Origin of the sequence: Thalassotalea sp. Sam97 (genome assembly GCF_041379765.1) — a bacterium.
Taxonomy (GTDB): domain Bacteria; phylum Pseudomonadota; class Gammaproteobacteria; order Enterobacterales; family Alteromonadaceae; genus Thalassotalea_A; species Thalassotalea_A maritima.
The window spans coordinates 1,849,809-1,866,483 of record NZ_CP166919.1; the positions used below are offsets into that span (position 1 = coordinate 1,849,809).

At 44.3% G+C, this 16,675-nt stretch carries 17 protein-coding genes; 11 read left to right on the top strand and 6 right to left on the bottom strand.

From position 1 onward, the window contains the following. Nucleotides 1–31: 31 nt before the first annotated feature. The 9 genes from ACAX20_RS08350 (at nt 32) to ACAX20_RS08390 (ending at nt 6,206) form a co-directional block, all read left to right on the top strand. On the top strand, nt 32–763 hold the full coding sequence (locus tag ACAX20_RS08350) for a M15 family metallopeptidase (protein WP_371185364.1): 732 nt from the start codon (nt 32–34) through the stop codon (nt 761–763). A gap of 29 nt (nt 764–792) precedes the next feature. Next, nucleotides 793–945: a hypothetical protein gene (locus ACAX20_RS08355; RefSeq protein WP_371185366.1), complete on the top strand. Its 153-nt coding sequence runs from the start codon at nt 793–795 to the stop codon at nt 943–945. A 125-nt stretch (nt 946–1,070) separates the two neighbouring features. Further along, entirely contained in the window at nt 1,071–1,868 is a 798-nt protein-coding gene (gene tcdA / locus ACAX20_RS08360; protein WP_371185368.1) for a tRNA cyclic N6-threonylcarbamoyladenosine(37) synthase TcdA, read from the top strand. Between the two features lie 163 nt (nt 1,869–2,031). Then, the gene (locus tag ACAX20_RS08365) at nt 2,032–3,282 is read left to right on the top strand and encodes a M24 family metallopeptidase (RefSeq protein ID WP_371185370.1); all 1,251 of its coding nucleotides are present in this window, start codon (nt 2,032–2,034) and stop codon (nt 3,280–3,282) included. An 18-nt stretch (nt 3,283–3,300) separates the two neighbouring features. Further along, nucleotides 3,301–3,966 (top strand): sulfotransferase, encoded by a 666-nt coding sequence (locus ACAX20_RS08370; RefSeq protein ID WP_371185371.1) that lies wholly within the window; start codon nt 3,301–3,303, stop codon nt 3,964–3,966. Nucleotides 3,967–4,046: 80 nt separating this feature from the next. After that, on the top strand, nt 4,047–4,598 hold the full coding sequence (locus tag ACAX20_RS08375; protein WP_371185372.1) for a septation protein A: 552 nt from the start codon (nt 4,047–4,049) through the stop codon (nt 4,596–4,598). Continuing rightward, nucleotides 4,598–4,900: a YciI family protein gene (locus ACAX20_RS08380; protein WP_371185373.1), complete on the top strand. Its 303-nt coding sequence runs from the start codon at nt 4,598–4,600 to the stop codon at nt 4,898–4,900. The genes ACAX20_RS08375 and ACAX20_RS08380 overlap by 1 nt, the downstream gene beginning before the upstream one ends. A 227-nt stretch (nt 4,901–5,127) precedes the next feature. Then, nucleotides 5,128–5,682, top strand: coding sequence for a YeeE/YedE thiosulfate transporter family protein (locus ACAX20_RS08385; protein WP_371185374.1), 555 nt, complete (start codon nt 5,128–5,130; stop codon nt 5,680–5,682). Further along, nucleotides 5,679–6,206, top strand: coding sequence for a DUF6691 family protein (locus ACAX20_RS08390; RefSeq protein ID WP_371185375.1), 528 nt, complete (start codon nt 5,679–5,681; stop codon nt 6,204–6,206). The genes ACAX20_RS08385 and ACAX20_RS08390 overlap by 4 nt, the downstream gene beginning before the upstream one ends. Before the next feature lie 240 nt (nt 6,207–6,446). Here the strand turns inward: ACAX20_RS08390 and ACAX20_RS08395 are convergent, their stop codons facing one another. The 4 genes from ACAX20_RS08395 to ACAX20_RS08410 all read right to left on the bottom strand — a co-directional run bounded on the left by ACAX20_RS08395 (nt 6,447) and on the right by ACAX20_RS08410 (nt 11,473). Continuing rightward, nucleotides 6,447–7,217 (bottom strand): CPBP family intramembrane glutamic endopeptidase, encoded by a 771-nt coding sequence (locus ACAX20_RS08395; RefSeq protein ID WP_371185377.1) that lies wholly within the window; start codon nt 7,215–7,217, stop codon nt 6,447–6,449. Nucleotides 7,218–7,459: 242 nt separating this feature from the next. Next, nucleotides 7,460–8,443, bottom strand: coding sequence for a glutaminase A (gene glsA / locus ACAX20_RS08400; RefSeq protein WP_371185378.1), 984 nt, complete (start codon nt 8,441–8,443; stop codon nt 7,460–7,462). Nucleotides 8,444–8,451: 8 nt separating this feature from the next. After that, complete coding sequence (locus ACAX20_RS08405; protein ID WP_371185380.1) at nt 8,452–9,897, bottom strand: DcaP family trimeric outer membrane transporter; 1,446 nt, start codon at nt 9,895–9,897, stop codon at nt 8,452–8,454. Nucleotides 9,898–10,402: 505 nt separating this feature from the next. After that, the gene (locus ACAX20_RS08410; RefSeq protein ID WP_371185382.1) at nt 10,403–11,473 is read right to left on the bottom strand and encodes an AI-2E family transporter; all 1,071 of its coding nucleotides are present in this window, start codon (nt 11,471–11,473) and stop codon (nt 10,403–10,405) included. A 164-nt stretch (nt 11,474–11,637) separates the two neighbouring features. Here ACAX20_RS08410 and ACAX20_RS08415 point away from each other — a divergent pair, with 164 nt between their 5' ends. After that, complete coding sequence (locus ACAX20_RS08415; RefSeq protein ID WP_371185384.1) at nt 11,638–12,543, top strand: TIGR01777 family oxidoreductase; 906 nt, start codon at nt 11,638–11,640, stop codon at nt 12,541–12,543. 165 nt (nt 12,544–12,708) lie between these two features. Here the strand turns inward: ACAX20_RS08415 and ACAX20_RS08420 are convergent, their stop codons facing one another. Both ACAX20_RS08420 and ACAX20_RS08425 read right to left on the bottom strand, forming a co-directional pair. Further along, nucleotides 12,709–15,219, bottom strand: coding sequence for an ABC transporter permease (locus ACAX20_RS08420; RefSeq protein ID WP_371185386.1), 2,511 nt, complete (start codon nt 15,217–15,219; stop codon nt 12,709–12,711). Continuing rightward, nucleotides 15,219–15,941: an ABC transporter ATP-binding protein gene (locus ACAX20_RS08425; protein WP_371185388.1), complete on the bottom strand. Its 723-nt coding sequence runs from the start codon at nt 15,939–15,941 to the stop codon at nt 15,219–15,221. Before ACAX20_RS08425 ends, ACAX20_RS08420 begins: the two co-directional genes overlap by 1 nt. On the opposite strand from ACAX20_RS08425, the gene ACAX20_RS08430 reads away from it, so the two are divergent. After that, nucleotides 15,940–16,554, top strand: a complete 615-nt coding sequence (locus ACAX20_RS08430; protein WP_371185390.1) for an arylesterase — start codon at nt 15,940–15,942, stop codon at nt 16,552–16,554. The two genes, ACAX20_RS08425 and ACAX20_RS08430, sit on opposite strands and share 2 nt — an antisense overlap. Nucleotides 16,555–16,675: the final 121 nt, after the last annotated feature.

A 16,675-nucleotide genomic window follows, 5' to 3' on the forward strand; every position in this document is an offset into this window, starting at 1 on the left:
AACACTATCTGATGAGTTAACCGTCGCTATCATGAGCAAACTACCCATTTATACAGAGAAACTCAAAAACAACCGACAACAGCAAGCGTGTGGTTTATGCGACGATCATATTGTTTATATTAACCAAGGCATTGGTATACATCGCGATATGCAAGCGGCGTTTTTACAAATGCAACAAGACGCCGCGCTAGACGACATCGACTTACAAATAGCCAGTGGTTTTCGAGATTTTACTCGGCAACTGCATATCTTCAATGGTAAACTTAGCGGCCAGCGTTCGGTGAAAGATCTCGACAACAACGTGGTTGATATACAGCAATTAATGCCAGAGCAAGCATTGTATGCGATATTGCTTTACTCGGCTTTGCCGGGAGGTAGTCGCCACCATTGGGGCTGTGATATCGACGTATTTGATGCAAATGCGTTAAATACAAACACCCTTGCACTTGAGCCTTGGGAATATCAACAAGGTGGACCCATGCATAAGCTATATCAATGGCTATGCAAGCATGCAAATCGCTACGGCTTTTATCACCCCTATCAATACTACCAAGGGGGCGTAGCAGCTGAGCCTTGGCACTTGTCGTATCAACCGCTCGCGAAACTCTATGAGGACGCATTAGACCTTGATACGCTAAGGCAGACAATCAGCCAGGCTGATATCTGCGAAAAACAACTTATACTCAACAACCTTGCGCACATTTACCAGCAATATATTTGCAATACCTGTGCCTTTGGAGACAACACATGGCCACCTGGCTGATTATCCTTGTTTGTGTTTTGGTGCTTTTTATGATCATCGGCAACATATCATTAGTAAAAAAAAGTGCGACCCCGCTGCGGAAACAAAGTCTCAATGACTTATCAGAAACCTTGCCTCGAGCAGGTGACAAACGAGCGCAAGAATTAGCACAGGCAAAACGTGAGCGACAACAACGTTATTAAGCACGGTTATGCTCTTACGAGGGGAATAACCAGCGCTTAGCAGTAATAAACGGCAAGCGAACAGTTTTTCTTTATCTGCATTATCGCTATAATATCCGCCCTTTTTATTTCTAGTTATTTACATTATGTCTGATTATGCGCTGCGATTTGGTGGTATTGAACGCCTCTACGGTAAAATGGCAATGGCCGACATTCAACAGGCCCATTTTTGTGTGATTGGCATTGGTGGTGTCGGCTCTTGGGTGGCTGAAGCGCTCGCCCGTAATGGTATTGGCCATATTACGTTGATCGATCTGGATGATATTTGCATCACCAACACCAATCGTCAAATCCATGCCTTAGCTGACACCATTGGTGAAAGTAAAGTTGACATCATGGCAGAACGTATCAAGCTTATTAATCCAGACTGTCAAGTAACACAAATCGATGATTTTGTTACTGAAGAAAACTTGCGTCAGTTAATTACCACACAATTCGATTACGTTATTGATGCCATTGATTCTGTCCGTGTAAAAACCGCCCTGCTTAACCACTGCAAGCGTCAAAAAATCCCAGTTATCACCATTGGTGGTGCTGGTGGTCAGCTTGATCCAACCAAAATCGATATCGTCGATTTAAGTAAGACATATCAAGACCCGCTGCTTGCCAAAGTGAAAAATCAGTTACGTCGTAATCATAATTTCCCAAAAGATAGCAAACGCAAGTTTGCCATCGACGCCGTGTTCTCGACAGAGCAATTACGCTATCCAGCCCAAGACGGTTCGGTATGTCACGCAAAGCAGCAACAAGATGGCGCCATGCGCCTCGATTGCAGTGGCGGCTTTGGTGCAGCAACGCACGTCACGGCGAGCTTTGCTTTTTTTGCAGTCGGCAGAGCAATGGATAAATATCTGGCAAAAAAAGCGCGTCAACGCCAAGCTTAATAATACGCCTGCAACGGTTAAATACGAGCGATATTTCGTTTTATTGCTCTAGGATACCGTGACAGGACGCTGTAGCATAACGCTTTATCGTGACAGCAAGCGACCGTCACTATACAGTACATGCCATTAAACCAATAACAACATCACAATACATGGGGTAAACATGCAGCAAAATAACCAATCGCTAACGCAACTTCACGATAACGGTATCGGTGGGTCGAGCGCCGAAGTCGAGCTCGCTAAACTGAATATCATGTGTGCCGATATTAAGCCTATTTCGGTTGAAGAATATCAATGTCGTATCAAAAAGGCGCAAGCAATAATGCAAGCCAACGGGATTGCTGCAACCTATATCAACGCAGGGACGAACCTATATTACTTTACCGGAACCCGCTGGTATGCCTCTGAGCGCCTTGTTGGCGCCATAATACCGGCATCTGGTGATGTTCAATATGTCGCACCGCACTTTGAAATCGATACCCTAAAGCAATATATGACCATCGATGGTAGCGTCAACGCATGGCATGAGCATGAAAGCCCCTATCAAACCGTCATCAATACCTTAGCCTCTATGGGGGTTGATGAAGGTCAGCTTGCTATCGATGAATCAACCGCGTTTTTTATCGCTAATGGTATTCAACTTGCTGGCACGCAGTTTACCCTCATTGACGCTAAGCCGATCACCGCGGGTTGTCGAATGCAAAAGTCAGATAGCGAAATTGCGCTATTGCAACGTGCTAAAGACATGACCTTAGAGGTACATAAAGCGGCAGCGCGTATTTTACGCGAAGGTATCACCACAAGTGAAGTTGAAGCGTTTATCGACCGTGCTCACAGGGCCCTTGGCGCACCGCAAGGCTCGTATTTTTGCATTGTATTATTTGGTGCAGATTCAGCCTATCCGCACGGTGTCGCTAAGCCTAAAACGCTAGAGCAAGGTGACATTGTTCTGATTGACACCGGCTGCCAAGTCGAAGGGTATAATTCCGATATTACTCGCACCTACGTTTTTGGGGAGCCAAACGAGCGTCAGCGTCAAGTATGGCAACATGAAAAGCAAGCGCAACTGCAAGCCTTTGCCGCGGCGCAAAATGGTGCACCATGTGCAAACGTCGATATTGCCGCGCGCGATTATCTTATTCAACAAGGGTATGGACCAGAGTACAACCTACCCGGTTTACCGCACCGCACGGGTCACGGTATCGGCCTCGACATTCATGAATGGCCATACCTGGTCAAAAGCGATCATACGCCATTAGCCAAAGGGATGTGTTTTTCAAACGAACCTATGTTGTGTATTCCAGGTGAATTTGGCGTTCGTCTTGAAGATCACTTTTATATGACAGAGCACGGCCCTAAGTGGTTTACTGAGCCGGCATACAGTATTGATGATCCGTTTGGCTACAACCGTTAAACGCAGACGAAACACCGCATGACTGCCATTGAAGCCAACCAAGGCAAAATATTCATCATCGGCTTACCACGTACGGCAACCACCAGCGTCTGTGTTGCCATGCTCAATTTAGGTTACCAAGTAGCACATACCTGCTATACCTCACGCTGCTTAACCAACGCCGAGGTCATTGCTGATACCCCGGTATTTAGTGAATATGCGCACCTAGATGCCATGTACCCTAATAGTCGCTTTATTTACCTAGAGCGTGAGCTTAGCCTTTGGGTGCCGTCAATCAAACAATTATTGGCACGCATGGCAACCAATGTATTACGCCAAGATGGCGGTTTAAATACCTTTATTAAACACAGCTTTACCAAGGTATTTAGTCCTTTTACCGAAGAAAATATCGCTGATGACACGTTTTTAAGCGATTGTTATCAACGACATCAAGCGGACGTGTTAGCATATTTTGCTCAGCGTCCGCATGATTTACTGCGCCTTGATGTGAGCGACGACGACGCCTACAGCAAGCTACTCAGCTTCTTAGGTAAAGCAGCGCCACAAGATGGTAACTTTGCACGCATTAATGTCGCAGGCAAAGTGATCGCATGGAATAAAGTACGTCATTCTGGCAAAATAGAGTCAACGGAAAATGGTCGAATCGATAAACATCTGTTTACAAAGCTTGTGACCGAAAACTAGTTTTTTCTGGTAAATTAAGGTAAAACGGCAACCCTCAATGGCGGTAAAACGTCAAATTTTTAATTACTGAACATAACGATATGATTGCTTTACTTGAATACATTCCTCTTATTGTCTTTTTCGTGTTTTACAAAACACATGATATTTTTGTCGCCACCGGTGCGTTAATCATTGCCAGTGTTATCCATATGGCAATTTTAAAAATTAAAAAACACCCAATCCCAACACGTCAGTGGGTCATTTTTTCGTTAATCGTTGGTTTTGGTTTACTGACCATCGCCTTTAATGATGATGCCTTCATCAAATGGAAAGTCAGCCTTATTAACGGTTTCTTCGCTATCGCATTATTGGTTGGCAAATACGTATTTAATAAAAACTTACTGCAAAGCTTTTTAGGGGAGCAGTTCCAATTACCAGAGCATATCTGGACTAAGTTTAATTTGGCGTGGGTAAGCTTTTTTATTATCTGTGCTGTCCTTAACTGGTACGTCGCGTTTAATTTTGATCAACAAACCTGGGTAAACTTTAAAGTATTTGGCTTAACCGCAATGACCTTTGTGTTTTCCATTGTCTCGGTTATGGCGATATACAAACACTTACCGACGGAAGAAAAAACCAAGGAAGATAACTAATGTTATATATGATTTACAGCGAAGACGTTGATAACTCCTTAGAAAAACGCCTTAGTGTGCGCGATAAACATCTGGCCCGCTTAAAAGACATGCAGCAGCAAGGTCGACTAGTAATCGCTGGTCCCTTACCGGCCATTGATTGTAACGATCCTGGTCAGTCGGGTTTTACCGGTTCGTTACTCGTCTTAGAATTCGATTCGCTTGCGGATGCAAAAACCTGGGCAGAGGCCGATCCGTATATCGACGCTGGTGTCTACAAAAATGTCACCGTCAAACCCTTTAAAAAAGTGTTAGGCGCGTAATAGCGACGATAACCACAACGAGCCAGAGCAAATGCTCTGGCTTTTTTGTATTGGTTTTCAGGTCCTTGTCATCAGCGCGGCCCTATTGCGTCTAACCCCTACCAATAACATGCTCTACACCTTATCCCAGCTAGACTTTTCAGGTTACGCAGTGCCGCTCAAATTAGACCTTATATCGCTTTTCAACCATACTTAACAGGCGAAACCATTTTCTATGGAGGTTGCTTATGACTTTAACATGGAAAAAAGGCGCCGTTGCTCTGGGGTTAGTTTTTTTAATAGCCATTGTGTTGATTAAACCCATCGGCGTATCCACCCAATTTGTTATTTTTGATGGGATTCTCGCTAGCCCTTTTAACGACGAATTAATTATCGAAGATAACAACAGCAAATCAGGTTACAGTAGCTCAAATGCCTACCTTGCCAAGTCCGATGGTAAATACGCACAAGCCATTGCCAACCCCATCAACTATGGCTTAGTGTTTGTCATTAGCATGATTTTTGGTGGCTTTTTAGCATCTCGCCACCATAAAGAGCCTGACTTACCCAAAGCCCATGTCGAGCGTTTTGGCCATTCCCCAGCAAGTCGCTACAGCATGACCTTTATCGGTGGCTTTATCGCCTTATTTGGCGCTCGTTTAGCCGGAGGCTGTACATCAGGCCATATGATGAGCGGTATGATGCAAACGTCACTCAGTGGCTACTTATTTGCGCTCACCGCATTTGCGATAGCCATTCCAACGGCAATCATCGTTTATAAAATGAAGGGGGATAAATCATGACTCTGATCCTCGCCATTGTCCTTGGCACCCTATTTGGTTATGCCTTGTATCGTGTTGGTGCCACCCATGCCGATAAAATTCTCAACATGCTCGCCTTAAAGGATTTAGGTCTTGCGAAAACCATTCTTGCAGCGATTGGCTTATCATCTGCCTTATTTTTCGCCGGTGTAGCTTTTAACGTCTTTGATGTTGGGCATATGAGCATTAAAACCATGTATTTAGGCGTTTTCGTTGGTGGTGCATTATTTGGTCTTGGCTGGGCGTTATCTGCTATGTGCCCTGGCACTAGTCTGGCGAACTTAGGCGCGGGGCGCAAAGATGCGGTATTTTTTGTCGTCGGTGGTTTGCTTGGCGCAGGCGCCTTTACCCTAGTTTATGAGTGGCAATCAGGTTTTGGTCTATTCGAACCGATATTTGGCGGAAAAACCTCGCTCGCTTCATCGCCAGAAACATTATGGATTGGTATTGCGATAGGTCTTGCAATGATTGTCGCTGCATTTTTACTCCCCAATCGATTACGTTAGCGACAGCATGATACCATCTTTGACCTTATAAATTAGGCTACTAGGTGCCGGTTGTCTGTGTGATGTCGCTGCTGTAAATTTCCTTATATTTACAGCAGCTCTTTCATAACATAGGTGATCTTTACCGTAAGGGTCACCCTACGGCTACACGTTCACAAAGGTGGCATGAGTTTATCAAGATCATAGCGATGATACCTGTATGACACTATCGCTTCACGTAATGCGTCAATGATTACAGCGTTATTTCTTTGAATGACAGAAAATTAGGCCTAAACCGACAAGCCAAACCAAAATAATAAGCATCGTAAACGGCATAATGGAGCCTGAAAATTCAGGGATGATTTTAAACACATTAAGCGAAAGATTGACGGATGTGTGAAACAAAACAGCCAGTAATACGCTGTTGGTTTTCTCATACAAGTAGCCCATCACCAATGCAGCCCCAACAACCCACATAAAAAACAGCTCGAACGGCAACCCTTCAACAACACCCGTATCAAAGTAATAGCCGGTTAGGTGCCAAATCGCCCAGACGCATCCCACTAACAAAGACGCAGCAAGTAAACCATATCGGCGGCGAAATAATGGCTGCAAATAACCACGCCAACCGAGCTCCTCGCCAATACTGATCAACGGAATAAATAGCAATTGAGCAATCGATAAACCACTGAACCACGTGCTATAAGTGATCTGTCCGCTTAGCTCAGTGACAAGCATGGTTAGGTAAATAAGCGCAGGTATTAGCAATGTCGCGAGCGCATAATGGCGCCAAGATGCCTTATAAGCAACATATTGACTAAGCAATTGTTTAACTTGCCGCCCGCCGCCTTCAAGGTAGCTAAACAGCACGGCAATAATTGCCGGTCCAAAGAGGCCAATTAACACCGCAGGCTTGCCGATTTCGCCCTGCTGAACGAAGTACAGTACCAACAGCATCAACAACATGGTCAATGCCAAAAATAGCAAAGGGGTTTTCATCGAGAAAGGCGGGTAAGCGATATTGTTATTCATCTTGTGCTCCAAAAGTATCTAGCATTACCCTGTTGAAGCAAGTTTTATTCCCATCAATAAATAGCCAATAAAATCAATGAATTATTTTGACAATTAAAGTGATATCGCACAGTAAACAACCCTAAGTTGGTGAATTAAGCGAGAAATTAGTCATATAGGCAATGGCATAACGGCAGGGTAAAACGGGCCAGATAACACCATATTCTAATAAGACAAAAGCCAGAGCATACGCGATTTGTTTATTAAAACACGTTGGCTCCGAGTTGCTCAGCAATATAATCAATCGCTTTTTGCGCTCTCACACTGTTACCGGCATCATCTAAACGAGGTGAAAACACCGCAATTGAAAACTGTCCTGGGGCAACAGCAATAATACCACCACCAACACCGCTTTTCGCTGGTAAGCCAACATTATAAGCCCAATCACCACTGGTCTCATACAAGCCGGCAGTGGTCATCACCGCTAATAAATGTTCGACATTATCTTCACTCATCAGTTGTTTGTTGCTGACTGGATGTTTACCGCCATTGGCAAACGGGGCAGCCATCATCGCTAAATCTTTCGCAGTTACCCCAACAGAGCACTGGCGTGTATATAAATCTAAATTCATTGCCACGTCTCCATAAAAGCGTTTATGCGCTTTTAACAGTTGAGCAATTGCCATATTACGATCGTTGGTTTTCGCTTCGGATTCATAAACCGACTGCAATACCGGTAGCTTGGCAATGGCAAATTGATTGTACCAAGTCGAGACGTCTTGCCATTTACTGCGCTCCTCACCATTGAGTAAACTCATCGTCGCAATCGCCCCAGCATTAACTAATGGATTCATACTGCGCGCTTTATTAAGCTCAATCGCTAAAATTGAGTTAAATGGTAACCCCGTGGCATTAACCCCTACTTTCTCAGCAACGACATCGGCACCTTGCTGCTCTAATGCCAACGCCAATGTGAATACTTTTGATATCGATTGGATCGAAAACCGCTCATCAACATCGCCATAGCTATAAAGCTTACCGTCTGTCGTGACTAAGGCGATGCCAAACAATTCGGGATCCACCTCGGCCAGTGCGGGAATATAGTCTGCATTTGCACCCGAGGTATCATTTTTGTATAGGTTATGAGCATCTGCTAGGACTTGCTCAATGTTTTTATCTTTACTGGTATTTGCACACGCCGACAAAGGCATAATGCAAATGATAATTAACAGCCATCTTGTCATCATATGAATTCCTAGTATTTGAATGCGAATGACGTCTGCAAACGCGTATTATCGTCATTGTTGCCAGCTTTACTCTCGACTTCGCCCCACTGCAACTCGATGCCAATTTTTGCCATCGAGATAGGCGACCATATAAAGTTTGCGGTGCTATATAAACTCTTATGAAATGCATTATCAAATTGACTGGCGATATTCTCAACTTCAACATAAGCAACGCCAACGGCACTGCTCATGCTCTCGTTCCATTGATGATCTAAATACACAAAACCACCAAATGCTTCAATTGCTTGCAGTTCACCCTCGCTGTTAACCCCTGCATCCGCACCACCGGTTTGCTCGGCATAAAAGTTACAACACGGATCATTAAGGTACTTACTTATGCCTTTACCATAGGCAAGTTGATATTTAATACTGTCCTGATCAGATGCTTGATAAGCACCTGTTAGGTTAATCCCCCAAGCGAACGTGCTATCGCTGGCGTTTCCGCCATCGCTAAACTCGGCTTGATAGCCCAGTTTTCGTAATACAAAGGAGCTTTTAACGTGACCGAAATCTCCGCTGTTATAATAAAAACCAGTAATATCTGGCCATTCATTAACTTCATCGTATTGATAACTGCTGGGATCAAGCGTATTTGGCAAGGCAAAGTCTGAGTCGGCTCGCTCTATCGATATCGCGATTTTTTCCGCATCACTCAATGAATAGGTATAACGAACTTGAGGCTGTCGTGCAAAGACCATGGCATTTGGCCCCCAATAATCAAGCATATTTGGAAACGAATCAATGTCCATAAATCCGGTAAATGTTTGCCCCGCACCGAGACTGCCAAGCTCGCCCCAAAGGTGCAACAGATTAAAACTCGCATTACCATCGGCCTGAAACATATCAAACTCAAACCTGGTTTTCATTTCACCATATGCGGTAGGAGTAATACTTTTCACATACAGTTTGGACTGACCTGCAGTTAATAATGTGTTGTCATCGACCGTATCGGCCTCGTAGGCAATTGAAGAGAGTTGAAAGCCTGCTCGGTTTGTCATTTCGCCATGATTGTAAATGGCATCCACCCAAATTTGCCCGCCAATTTGTAAGCGGGTATCGGTATCGCTTAAACGAATACTTCGTTCAGGTGTTTTATAGTTGTGGCTAGAGCGTTGTCTGAACGCTCGTACAGCACGAAAAGAAGTGGTGTTATTTTGAGCTTGCTGTCGATTTATCTTTTGCTCTTGCACTCGCTCTTGAACTTGCTCTTTTAAATCGTCTATTTGTGCATCTTTATCGACGATGATCTGCTCCAATAAAGCAAGTCGCCGCTCGAGGGCAGTTAAACGCTCATCGATGTCTTGCTCATTAGCGAACGCCGTTGCAGAGTATACGCTCAAGCTTACCGTCGATAAAACAAAACATACTTTCGCCTTCGCCAATGCGGACGATATGGGGGATGTGTTTATTACCATTAAATATCCTAGCGTCGCTGTTATTCGAATAGATTTATTCTTTGTGAATAAGCGTGCGATCAAGTTTAGGATACAGAAAGAAAACCCGCCAATAACAGCTTAACCTTATAAGATCAAAGTGTTGTTGAAACATTAAAGTGTTGTTGAAAAATCGTCCCCGCAGCCAATGGCGTAAGACGTCGATATGGCCCCAATTATTTTAACCTCCGTATCCACTATTCGTATCACTTTAACTCGATAGCAAGAACGAGACTAGCCCAATAAAGCTCAAGCAATACGAAAAGTCCCCAAAACCAAGATTTGTTTTTAATGGCTTTAAACATTAAAAATATGGTCAGTAAAAAGACACTGAATACAACAATCAAGATTTGATTTACCTTTACTACATTAACGGTCGTTACAATACATGGAACAAAAGCCCAGATGATTCGCCCAAGGCTCTATAATCAAACGTAACTGTTTCTATATCCGCGCCCTTTCAACAAACTTAGCTCAATTTCTCGGGCTATTGTTCTTGTTGCATAAGCGCCAGCTCTCGTTCGGTTTGCTGTTCGTCACCGAGCATAACCGATAGCCATTTACCCTCTTCCGACGTTTCAAGCGCAATTTTAATGATCATCGTCAGTGGCACACTTAATAACATGCCCACCGTTCCTAATAACCAACCCCAAAAAATTAACGACAGGAAAACCACCAAGGTTGACAACCCCAAACCTTTGCCCAAAAACCTTGGCTCTATCATATTGCCCATCACGGTGTTAATGGCCATATAACAACCGGCGACAATGATGGCGATGGTTGGGTCGAATTGAACAAACGCCAACAATACCGCGGGAACCGCTGCAATGATAGAGCCGACGTTAGGGATATAATTAAGCAGAAACGCTAACACGCCCCAGAGGATAAAAAAGTCTATACCGATGATCCAAAGCAGCAACGAAACTAAACAACCTGTAAGTAAACTTACCCAAGTTTTAATGGCAATATAACGATTGACCGATTCTAAAAAGCGATCAATGCGCTCGATTTTCATTTCTGGATCATCCCACGCCAAGTGCAATTTCGCTGGAATGGTGCTCGATTCAAACAACATAAATACCACAGTCAAAAGGATCAAAAACGTATTGGCCATGATGTTACCAAATCCAGACAGCATATCTGTAGCAAACCGCATCGCTACACCAGGATCTAAGTAAGTCATGAATACTTCAGATGATACATGAATATTGTAATCGGCGAGTTTATCAATCAAGCTGGCAAATTTAGTCGTGATTTGCTCGCGATACTCAGGCATTTTGTCATTGAGCTCGGTTAAAGAGTTACCAATCAAGCTCGCCAACGACATGCCGATACCAACAAAAACCACCAAAATTAAAATAATCGCGAGCGCCTTGGGTATGCGATATTTTTCCAATTTTGCCACGAGCGGATTACACATTATGGCAATAAACAATGACAGTAAAAATGGGATAAGTATATTGCTAGCGGTTTTTATGCCCGCCATTATGATCACCAAACAGGCCATGATCAGCAGAGCTTTTACACTCGTGGTCTTATTGATTGTTGCTAAGTTCATAATTATTATCAGTATTGTCAATTAGCATTACATTAACAAAGAAGTACGAAAAGGTACACTCAAAGACACCGTTTTCCGTTCACAAAGAATTGATTACGCGCACGATTTTATGCTGAGTGTTCTACACTGAATAATAACCTATCTATGGAGTCTCACTAACAGGCATGCAAAATGTATTGATCACTGGCGGTACAGGCCTTATTGGCTCAACGTTTATCGAACGATTCCACGCAAAATATCGGTTTTGGGTACTAACCCGACAACGTACGGCAGCCGATCGATTATTTTCTCATAGTGAGCATGTGACGTTAATTCACGATTTAAACGCGCTCGACAACCTTGATGATTTTGATATTGTTATTAATTTGGCGGGTGAGCCCATTGCCGAAAAACGTTGGAGTGTTAAGCAAAAGCGTAAAATTTGCCAGAGTCGCTGGGAGTTAACGCACGAATTGTCGCAAAAAATAAACGACAGTAATAGCCCGCCAACCGTGTTTATCTCAGGCTCAGCTATTGGCTATTATGGTCGCCAAAATAGTAACACCATTGATGAAGAGTGTGCGCATTGTTATAACGAGTTCAGTCATCGCTTATGCCAAACGTGGGAACAAAAAGCCCGCTTATGTGACGACGTCACTCGCGTTTGTTTGCTACGAACCGGGATTGTTTTGGACGCTGAACATGGTGCGTTAAAAAAGATGTTACTCCCTTACAAAATGGGCTTTGGAGGGCGGTTTGCCAGTGGCAGTCAATATATGTCGTGGATCCATATTGATGATATGGTTAGAGGCATAGACTTTTTGATCAATAACGACCAATGTCGCGGCGCCTACAATTTAACAGCACCAAACGCAAAAAGTAATCGAGCCTTCAGTAGAACATTAGCCAACGTATTAAACCGTCCAAATTTTACCACCATGCCCGCATTCATGCTGAAATTAATGTTTGGCGAAATGGCTGATTTATTTTTATTTGGCCAAAACGTCTACCCTAAGCGTTTATTAGATGCTGGTTTCAAATTTACTTACAGTGATTTAGAGCCGGCACTGGCATCGTTAGTAAAGAAATAACGGGTCCTCAGGTGCATCTGCAGGCTAAATCATTACCCTAAACGTTGCCACCTAGCTACGTTGACTTGTCTTAACATGTTGTTTTAAAGAGCGGTTGAAAGCAAAAGCCCGATAGCGTGCCCGGGCCTTTGATCATGGTAGCTTTTACCATGTTTTATGACATCGCTATAACGTGCGACGGATTAACGTAACACTGGTTAAGTTCAACAAGCGGTAACAACTGAATAGCCCCATCAACCCAACAAAGATGCCACCGGCGACAATACCGAGTAACCAATAACTTAAATGCCAGGTTGCTTGCATGTCAAATACGCGGGTTTGTACCACATATACCGCAACTTCCATCGCCACACTGGCTAACAAGCCAGCAATCGCGCCCAACACGACAAATTCGAGTAATGTCGCGGATTTTAATAAACTTCCGCGAGCACCGAGGGTGCGCAAAATAGCTAACTCACGCTCTCGTTCTTCCATCGAGGCTTGCACTTGTGCAATCAATACTAGCGATCCAGCGATAAGTACCAGCATTAAGATCAACTCAACCGCAATAGATACTTGGTCTATCACGTCACGTAATTGCAAAATAAGCGCTTCAACATCCACCACACTAATGGTTGGGTATTGACTCAAAAATTGTCGCATATCGCGCTTTTTATCTTCTGGTACATGAATAGAAGCGATGTAGGTTGCAGGAAAGTTTTGCAGTACCGAGGTCGAGAAGATCATAAAGAAGTTAGGCTGCATGCTTTGCCAGTTTACTTCACGCACGCTGGTAATCGGCACGGTTACCTCTTGGGCACCAATTTGAAAGGTTAACTTATCGCCAATACTCACGCCTAAACGATCCGCTAAACGTTGTTCTATGGATACTTCAGATTGCGGAGCGCTTGGGTCAAACCAACGTCCCGCGACGACCCTATTTTCTTTAGGCAGTTGATCATGCCAGGTTAAGTTCAATTCTCGACCAATACCTTGTCGACCACGATCAGAACGATTTTCATCTTCTTTGCTGGTACGTCGTGTTACCGTCTCATCATTGATGGCCGCCAAACGTCCACGGACGATAGGGTATAAATCACTGGCCACCATTTGGTTCTGCTCAAGAAACTGTTCAACCGCATCAACCTGTGGTCCGGTTACATTAACGAGAAACTGATTCGGGGTGTTTTCAGGTAGCTGCCCCTGCCATTCATCAAGTAAATCATTACGAACCACCAACATCAGAAGCAACAATTTGATAGCAACCGTAAAACTGATCAATTGCACATTATTTTGTTTTCCACGGCGTTTAAGATTGGCCATCGCCAGATGCAGACCTTGGCCAGCATGGGAGCCCACTTGCCGTCCTGCGTTAACCAATAAACGACCTAAAAATACCAACACCAACATAGCTAAGGCACCGCCGATCATTAGGGCTAAGGTCAGTACCACATCGCGACTAAATAGCCACAACAAGATAAACACGGCCAATACCGGCGGTACATTGCCTAAAATGCCACGATCTTTATCAAACGACGTGAAACCACGTATTACCGACAATACCGGCGTCGCGATCAACGATTGCATCGGCGTTATCGCAAACGCAAAGGCACACAATACACCGGTGAAAATCGCAACAAAAAACGGATAACTACCTAAACTGGTTACTGGCGCCGGTAAATACGGCTCAATAAAATATAAGCCCAAGGTTAACAACCCCGCCCCCAACAGCAAACCACAGACAATCGAAAACGCACACAAAGCACTCCAATGCAGTAGGTACAACCGTCGAATGTGAGGCAAACTAGCGCCCATGGCTTTAAATACGGCAACCATTGGCTGATGGCGTTGTCCATAACGACGCGAGGCGACGCTAACGGCAACACTCGCTAAAACAATGCCTAACATACTGCCCAACGACAGGTATTTTTCCGCTCGATTGAGCGCCTGTGCCAACGGAGACTGTTGCGAGGTGATATCGTACCAGCGCTGGGTCTCTAGCACTTGCGGTTTAAGCCAGTCGCTAAACTGATCGATATCGTCTTTGTTACCGGCAAATAAATAACGATAGGTGAGACGAGAGCCAGGTTGGACAATGTCCGTCTTCGCAACATCGTTCCAATTCATCATCACCCGCGGGCCTTGCGTAAATACCGAAAACGATGTGTCGGGCTCTTGTTCAATAACGCCCGCGACAGTAAAGGTGGCAACACCAATTTCTAACGACTGTCCTACTTGCAACGACAGTTTTTCAAGAAGCGATGTCCCAACCCATACCGTGCCCACATCAGGGGCAGACAGAGCTTGTGCCCCTTGCCCCTTGTCGATCAGTAACTCGCCACGCAGTGGGTAGCCTTCACTGACGGCTTTAACCGAGCCAAGCACCATCTCGTCGCCAGCAAATACCATGGATGAGAATAACAGCATCTTCGCACTGTTAAGTTGCATCTGTTGCGCCGTCGCTAAGAAGTCATCACTCACCGGGCGAGATGATTGCAACACCCGATCTGAGGCGATAAAACTGTTGCTTTTACTGATTAATGCTGAGCGGATCTGCTCACTAAACCCAGCCAGAGAGAAAACCGAAGCGACCGCCAAAATGATCGCGAAACAAATGATGGTTAGCTCACCACGGCGTAATTCGTGTCTGAATAAGCGCAATGAGTGTTGCGCCCACATTGGTAATGCGCTACTCACTATACAACCTCCGCCATCGCCACCACGTTGTCAACAAATTCGCCTGAGCGCATGGTTAATTTGCGCTGACAGCGAGCGGCAAGTTGATTATCATGGGTCACCAAAATAAGGGTTGTCCCTTGTTGTTGGTTTAATTCAAACAGCAGCTGATTAATGGTTTCACCCGTATTGGTATCAAGGTTACCCGTGGGTTCATCCGCAAATAAAATATCAGGTTTGGCAATAAAAGCTCGAGCAATGGCCACGCGTTGTTGTTCGCCGCCCGATAACTGCCCCGGATAGTGGCTAATACGATCACCCAAGCCTACTCGTTCTAACATCGCAATCGCCTCTTGCTTTGCAGTATCAGAGCCCGCAAGCTCAGCTGGCAACATCACATTCTCAAGTGCAGTGAGACTATTGATCAACAAAAAGGATTGGAAAATAAAGCCAACGTGTTGTGCCCGCACCTGACTACGCTGCTCTTCGCTGTATTGATGCAAAGGCAAGCCTTTTAAATAAATTTCACCAGAGCTTGGAACATCTAACCCGGCCAATAAAGATAATAATGTGGTTTTACCTGAACCTGAGGCGCCAATGATTGCCAAGGTTTCGCCAGGCTTGACTTGCAAGTCAATACCTCGCAAGATTGTTAACTCATCGTCCTTGCCAGAATGTTGGCGAGTATCAACTACTTTGGCCACGTTAAGGCATTCAAGTATATATTTGGATTGTTCACTCATGCTTAAAAAACTATCTCTTATCGTCGTTGTTATTATTACCTTTACGTTAAGCCAAACCGTTTTGGCTCACAATAGTATTTTACTACTAGGTGATAGCCTAAGTGCAAGTTATGGGATGGAACAAAAACAAGGCTGGGTTCACCTATTGAACCAACAACTCGAACAAGACAATGCAAGTTATCGTCTCGTCAATGCCAGTATCAGTGGCGAGACCACAGGTGGCGGTTTAGCAAGGCTAGACAACATTTTGGCCAGTAATGACATTGATGTTTTACTGATTGAATTAGGTGGTAACGATGGGCTTCGCGGCTTTCCACCGAAGCTTATCAAAAATAATTTGTTACAAATAATCAGCAAGGCACAGCAACAAAATATCCGTGTTTGGTTATCACAAGTAAAAATTCCACCGAACTACGGTGTTCGCTACAACCAAATGTTTGAACAAGTATTTGTCGATGTCGCTGAACAAACAGGCGTGACGTTACTGCCGTTTTTCATCGAAAGCGTTGCAACACAAGATGGCTTAATGCAAAACGACGGTATTCATCCAAACGTTGAAGCGCAACCGATTTTAGCCGACGAAATGCGATCAATCATCGAAGCGGCCTTATAAAACCAGCACCAAGATAGATGAGCTGGTAATAGCAAAGAATGAAGCCTTGGCCGATTTTTTCTGTCCATCGCCAATAAAAGTGAAATTGGTTTACTTAGGTTATGTGAAGGATCATCTAAAC